This window comes from Actibacterium sp. (genome assembly GCF_041584535.1).
Taxonomy (GTDB): Bacteria; Pseudomonadota; Alphaproteobacteria; order Rhodobacterales; family Rhodobacteraceae; genus Actibacterium_D.
The window spans coordinates 1-6,325 of record NZ_JBFHDW010000159.1 but is presented as its reverse complement, the minus strand read 5'-3'; the positions used below and the strand labels follow the sequence as shown (position 1 = coordinate 6,325).

The window sequence follows — 6,325 nt, the reverse complement described above, 5'->3', positions numbered from 1 at the left end:
GAAGGAAAAGAACTGATTGGCCGATAAGGATCAATCCCCCGGAGCCGGGGGCGGCGCGTCCGCCCTTGGCCCCGGTGGGCATGGGTCCAAGATGCGGGCCGACAAATGGTTGTGGCACGCGCGGTTCGTCAAGACCCGCACGCTGGCCGCCAAGCTTGTCTCGGGCGGGCATGTGCGGGTGAATTCGGACAAGGTTTCGAAACCGGCCCACAAGGTTGGGCCGGGCGACACGCTGACCTTTCCGCAGGGCAATCAGATCCGCGTCGTGCGGGTCATTGCCCCCGGCGTACGACGCGGTCCCGCCCCCGAAGCGCAAGCGCTGTATGACGATCTGACCCCGCCGCGGGAAACGGTTCCGCCGGTTGCCCAATTCGAGGGCAACGGTCGGCCGACCAAGAAAGACCGGCGACAGATTGACCTTTTGCGCTCGCGCCCGCTTGAATGATCGGCTTGGCTGGTCTAGCTAAGCGCTGTTGAACCGAATGAGGCCGCGCCCATGACCTATATCGTCGTCGATAACTGCATTGCCTGCAAATACACCGACTGCGTCGAAGTTTGCCCGGTAGACTGTTTCTACGAGGGTGAGAACATGCTGGTCATCCACCCGGATGAATGCATCGACTGCGGCGTATGCGAGCCGGAATGCCCTGCGGACGCTATCCGCCCGGATACCGAACCAGACATGGAAAAATGGGTCGAGTTCAATCGCAAATATTCGGAGATGTGGCCGGTGATCGTGTCGAAGAAAGACCCGCTGCCCGGCTATGAAGAGCGCGACGGCGAGACCGACAAGCTTTCGAAATACTTCTCCGAAGCCCCGGGCGAGGGCAACTGAACCGATTCGGTCGTTTTGCTGCCCTCGGGCCGGTGAAAGCGTCCGATTGAGCAAGAAAATGTTCAGAATCCCCGAGACTCGGGGCTGCTGCTGCGTTGCGGCGCTTTGAATTTGCCAATTTTTTTGCTATATTAGTGTCATAAATGGACGTGATCCCCGAACATCCACGCGCAGTGTGCTTGCCTGCGGTGTGGTTTTCTAGCGCCGAATTAGCCTGATGACCGAAAATATCCGTTTTCGGCAAGGTCGGTGTCGCTGAATTGTCCGGGGGTTTCTGTAAGGAAGGCATTGCATGAGCAAGACCAAGAAATCTGAATTCAGCCCCAACGATTATGTTGTTTATCCGGCGCATGGCGTCGGTCAGATCGTATCGATCGAAGAACAGGAAATCGCTGGCATTTCGCTGGAGCTGTTTGTCATCTCGTTCGAGAAAGACAAAATGACGCTTCGCGTTCCGACCAACAAGGCGACCGAGATCGGCATGCGGTCCTTGTCGTCGCCCGACATCGTGTCCAAAGCCATGACCACGCTGAAAGGCAAGGCCAAGGTCAAACGCGCCATGTGGTCGCGTCGTGCTCAGGAATACGAGCAGAAGATCAACTCGGGCGATCTGATCGCCATCGCCGAAGTGGTGCGCGACCTGCACCGCACCGACGATCAGCGCGAGCAAAGCTATTCCGAGCGTCAGCTCTATGAGGCCGCGCTTGAGCGCCTGACCCGTGAAGTCGCCGCCGTCAGCGGTCTGGACGAGGGTAAGGCCCAGCAACAAGTCGGTGACGTGCTGGTTTCGCGCGCCGCCTGATCGGTTGTGATCTGAATTCGCCGCGTCCGGGTAACTCCGGGCGCGGTTTTCTTTTGCGCGGTTGTTATTCGGAGGATTCGGGCGGGACAGGCAGGACTTCGATCCGGCGCCCGACCAGCGCGGTTTCCAGTTCCTTGTTCAACTGCCGCGATTTCTGGACATAGGCCTCGTTCTGGTCCAGCGGCACGCCGGGTTTCCACAGCTCGGCCAGTTCCCGCAGCGCCTGACGGTCGCGTTTATAGAACTCGACCTCGATTTCATTGGCCTCGAAATCGGTCAGCCCCATGTCCTCTAACGCATAGCGTGCCGCCCGCAGTGAGCTGTCGAACATCTCGCGCACGATATGATCGGCGCCAGCGGCATACAGTTCATACACATGCACCCGGTCATGGGCGCGGGCGACGATGTTCAGATCGGGCCGCTGGTGGCGGGCATATTTTACCAGCCGCGTCGTCTCGGCCGGGTTATCCAGCGCCGCGACCAGCACCTTGGCAGTGTCCAGACCAGCGGCATGCAGCAACTCGGGCCGGGTCGGGTCCCCGAAGAAGCTTTTGACGCCGAATTTGCGCAGCACCTGAATCGTGCGCAGGTCGTGGTCCAGAACCGTGGCGTGAAAGCCCGACATTTGCAGCATCCGGTTCACCACCTGCCCAAAACGGCCCACCCCGGCGATGATGATCGGTTTCTGCTCGTCGATCTCGTCGGCGGCGGGCTGATCGCCAGCGTCGGCATCGCGCAGGCGCTTGGCCAGTTGGTCGTGGACGATAAAGAACAACGGCGTCAGCATCATCGACATGGCGATGACCAGCAACAGCGACTGACCCAACCCGGCGGGCAGGACGCTGATTTGCGAGGCAAAGGAAATCAGCACAAAGCCGAATTCACCGGCCTGCGCCAACCCCAGAGTGAACAGCCAGCGGTTCACGCCGCGCAGTTTGAACAGGGTGGCGATGCCGTACAGGATCACGCCTTTGACCGCCATCATCGCCACGGTCATGCCCAGAATATCCACCGGCCGCGCCAGCAGCAGGTGAAAGTTGATCCCGGCGCCGACGGTCATGAAAAACAGGCCCAGCAACAGCCCCTTGAACGGCTCGATATTGCTTTCCAGCTCGTGCCGGAATTCCGAGTTTGCCAGAACCACCCCGGCCAGAAATGTGCCCAGTGCCGGTGACAGGCCGACCATGCTCATCAGGATGGCGATGCCGACCACGATCAGCAGGGCGACAACGGTGAACATCTCGCGCAGGCGGGTGGCGTGCAGGATGCGGAACAGCGGCGGCATGACAAAGCGGCTGGTCAGCACCACGACAGCGACGGCGGCCAGCGTTGCCAAGGTCACGCTCCATGCTGGCAGGTGCCCGACCAGCGACACCGCGCTTTCATGGCTACCGCCCGGCGGGGCGTCGATGCCCGGCCGCGTGACCGAGCCATCCGGGGCCAGCATCGGCCCCTGCGCAATTGCCAGCAGCGGCAGCAGTGCCAGCATCGGGATCACGGCCAAATCCTGTGTCAGCAGCACCGCAAATGTGCCGCGCCCGCCTTCGGTTCGGGTCAGATCCTTTTCCCGCAGCGTCTGCTTCACGATCGCGGTCGAGGACAGCGCCAGCACCAGACCCACCGCCAGCGCGGTTTTCCAGACCATCCCCAGATACATTGCCCCCAGCATCACCGCGGCGGTGGTCAGCACGATCTGCAACCCGCCCAGCCCGACCAGTTTCTTGCGCATGTCCCACAGGGCGCGCGGGTCCATTTCCAGACCGATCAGGAACAGCATCATCACCACGCCGAATTCGGCGAAATGCTGAAGGTCCTGCATTTCCGAGCCGACCAGCCCCAGCACCGGCCCGATCACAACCCCGGCCAGCAGATAGCCCAGAACCGACCCCAGCCCCAGCCGCGTGGCCACGGGCACGGCGATCACCGCCGCCGTCAGATAAATGGTCGCAAGCAGAAGGAAACCTTCCATGATCGGTCCTTACATCGGCAAAGGCGCGTCGGCCTTGAACTGGTTCATAACAATCTGGCTTTGCACCCGCGCCACGGCGGCGTGGGGCAGCAGAACTTCGTGGATCACCCGGTTCAGCGCGGTCAGATCCTCGCACATCACCCGCAGCAGGTAATCGGCCTCGCCGGTCAGGGTCCATGCGCTGATGATTTCCGGGCGGGTTTGCAGCAGCCGCTGAAAGCTGGCAGCGGCATCGGGGGCATGAGTGGCCATTTGCACCTGCACAAAGGCCTGCACCCCCAGACCCAGCCGCGCCGGGTCCAGCCGCGCCGCATAGCCGGTGATGACGCCATCCTGCTCAAGCCGCTGCCGTCGCCGCCCGACCTGACTGGCCGACAGGTTCAGCATCTCGCCCAATTCCTGCGACGTCAGGTGAGCGTCCTTTTGCAGCGCCGCCAGAAGGCGGCAATCGGTGTCATCCAGATTCATGCGTAAATCCCGCAATTTTTCCTAGGATAGCGCGGATTTCCTGCGGATAATATGACAATCCGGGCCAATAACGCGCATTTTACGTGTTTGAACCGGCGTATCCTGTCTTTGCGCACAGAAAACAGGAGGAAACGCCTTGGGTCCGTTCCCGCATGATGCCCCGCCCGCCACTATTACTGCCGATAACCCGGCTGGCACCGATGGATTCGAATTCGTCGAATTCGCTCATCCCGAGCCTCAGGTGCTGCGGCATCTCTTTACCCAGATGGGCTATACCCATGTCGCCACCCACAAGACCCGCGCGGTCGAGCTGTGGCAGCAGGGCGATATTTCCTATCTTCTGAACGCCCAACCCGGCAGCCATGCGTCGCGGTTCATTGATCTGCACGGCCCCTGCGCCCCGTCGATGGGCTGGCGGGTGGTCGACGCGGAGCATGCCTATCGCCATGCCATCGCCAAAGGCGCCACCCCGTTCGAGGGGCCGGGCAAGGTGATGGACGTGCCGGCGATTGTCGGGATCGGCGGTTCTTTGATCTATTTCATCGAGGGCGTGCATCAGGCCTCGCCCTATAACGATGAATTCAACTGGATCAGTGCGGCCAATCCTCCGGGGGTGGGGTTCTATTATCTGGATCACCTGACCCATAACGTCCACAAAGGGAACATGGACAAATGGTTCCACTTTTATGGCGATATCTTCAATTTCCACGAAATCCGGTTCTTTGACATTCAGGGCAAATACACCGGGCTTTTCAGCCGGGCGCTGACCTCGCCCTGTGGCCGCATCCGCATTCCGATCAACGAAGATCGCGGCGAAACCGGCCAGATCGTCGCCTATCTGAAAAAGTATCGCGGCGAGGGCATTCAGCACATCGCGGTCGGGGCTTATGACATCTACGACGCCACCGATGCGATTGCCCAGCGCGGCCTGAAATTCATGCCCGGACCGCCCGCCAGCTATTACGCCATGTCGCAAGACCGCGTGCACGGCCATTCCGAGCCGCTGGAGCGGATGCAGAAACATGGCATCCTGATTGACGGCGAAGGCGTGCTGGACGGTGGCGAGACCCGGATCCTGCTACAGATCTTTAGCAAGACAGTGATCGGGCCGATCTTTTTCGAATTCATCCAGCGCAAGGGCGATGACGGGTTTGGCGAGGGCAATTTTCGCGCCCTGTTCGAATCCATCGAGCGTGAACAGATCGAAAGTGGCGAGTTGAAAGCCCCGCCAGCGGCCTAGCCCTTGGGCATGTCCAGCCGGACGTTCTTGCCGTTCTTGACGTAGGTCAGATCGTTTTCGCCAATGGCGACGACCTTGCCACCGTCCAGACGGTCTCCGACCTGAACCTTGACGTAACGCCCCGAGGCCAGCCGCACCAGCGCGCGTCGGTCCGAGGCGGTGCCGAACACCCCGAACAGGTTGACCGTGCTCAGGTTGACGGCGTTGTTGATCGTCGCCTGCTTGGCGACCGAGGCGCTGCTGGGAATCTGCGGCCCGGAAGATGGGGCGGGGGCGGTTGCGACGCTGCTGCCGCTATTGGCCTCGCCCACGGCGCGGGCGATGGCTGCGGCGCTGTTCGACGGGCGTGCGGGCGGCACCAGCGAGCGAGAGATCACCAACGGCCCGGTCACATCCGTGGCCGAAGGCGCGGCCTCGGCGGCGGTCAGGTTTTCCTGTTCGGAATCGGGGCGCGGGCGCGGTTTCAACGCCGCGAGTTCGTCGCGGCTGAAGCCGCCGGTCTGGGCGCGTTCCTGCCGGTCGGCCAGATTGTCCGGACGCGGGCGCGGGCGGAACCCGGCCAGCGCGGCGCGCTCCGGCGTTTCGGCCAGCGCGGCGCCGGGATCAACTGCGGCCTCGGGGCGCGGTGGCGGGGTTCTGAGCGGGCGACCGGCAAAGATCATCACCCCATCAGGACTTAGCGTGCCTTCGCGGCTGGGAATGACAAGGCCGCGGTCGTCCAGCGTGAACACTGTTCCGGCGGGTGGCAACGGGGATTGAGGCGCGAGCGGCTGATCCTCAAGCTGTTGCAAAGGCGCGGGCAGGGCGACCGCATCCTCGCCCGGAATCGCCGGGTCGATCGACGCGATATAAAGCGCGTCCAGCGTTTCGCCCGTGTCTTCGGCCGGGACGTCGGGGGGCGACACCCATGCGCCGGTTTCGGCATAAAGCTTTTTCGCCTCTTTGGCGCTGACGGTGTTTTCCGGCTCGGCGTCGGCCTCTTCGCTGGCTTCCGGGCTGGAGTCGATGGGG

General features: G+C 62.1%; 6 protein-coding genes and 1 pseudogene. 4 read left to right on the top strand and 3 right to left on the bottom strand.

Going from position 1 to position 6,325, the window contains the following annotated elements:
• Window positions 1-91: 91 nt before the first annotated feature.
• The 3 genes from ABYW26_RS09040 (at window position 92) to ABYW26_RS09030 (ending at window position 1,637) form a co-directional block, all read left to right on the top strand.
• The gene (locus ABYW26_RS09040; protein WP_372604464.1) at window positions 92-445 is read left to right on the top strand and encodes an RNA-binding S4 domain-containing protein; all 354 of its coding nucleotides are present in this window, start codon (window positions 92-94) and stop codon (window positions 443-445) included.
• Between the two features lie 51 nt (window positions 446-496).
• Window positions 497-835 carry a ferredoxin FdxA gene (fdxA, locus tag ABYW26_RS09035; RefSeq protein ID WP_372604463.1) on the top strand — a complete coding sequence of 113 codons (339 nt, stop codon included), beginning with the start codon at window positions 497-499 and terminating at the stop codon, window positions 833-835.
• 292 nt (window positions 836-1,127) lie between these two features.
• Window positions 1,128-1,637, top strand: a complete 510-nt coding sequence (locus tag ABYW26_RS09030; protein ID WP_372604462.1) for a CarD family transcriptional regulator — start codon at window positions 1,128-1,130, stop codon at window positions 1,635-1,637.
• 64 nt (window positions 1,638-1,701) lie between these two features.
• On the opposite strand, the gene ABYW26_RS09025 is transcribed toward ABYW26_RS09030, so the two are convergent.
• Window positions 1,702-3,606 carry a monovalent cation:proton antiporter-2 (CPA2) family protein gene (locus tag ABYW26_RS09025; protein WP_372604460.1) on the bottom strand — a complete coding sequence of 635 codons (1,905 nt, stop codon included), beginning with the start codon at window positions 3,604-3,606 and terminating at the stop codon, window positions 1,702-1,704.
• A 9-nt stretch (window positions 3,607-3,615) separates the two neighbouring features.
• Complete coding sequence (locus tag ABYW26_RS09020) at window positions 3,616-4,074, bottom strand: Lrp/AsnC family transcriptional regulator (protein WP_372604459.1); 459 nt, start codon at window positions 4,072-4,074, stop codon at window positions 3,616-3,618.
• A gap of 136 nt (window positions 4,075-4,210) precedes the next feature.
• Here ABYW26_RS09020 and hppD point away from each other — a divergent pair, with 136 nt between their 5' ends.
• Window positions 4,211-5,314, top strand: a complete 1,104-nt coding sequence (gene hppD, locus ABYW26_RS09015) for a 4-hydroxyphenylpyruvate dioxygenase (protein WP_372604458.1) — start codon at window positions 4,211-4,213, stop codon at window positions 5,312-5,314.
• Here hppD and ABYW26_RS09010 read toward each other — a convergent pair.
• Window positions 5,311-6,325: pseudogene (locus ABYW26_RS09010) on the bottom strand (hypothetical protein); the annotation flags it as partial. The gene hppD and the pseudogene ABYW26_RS09010 sit on opposite strands and share 4 nt — an antisense overlap.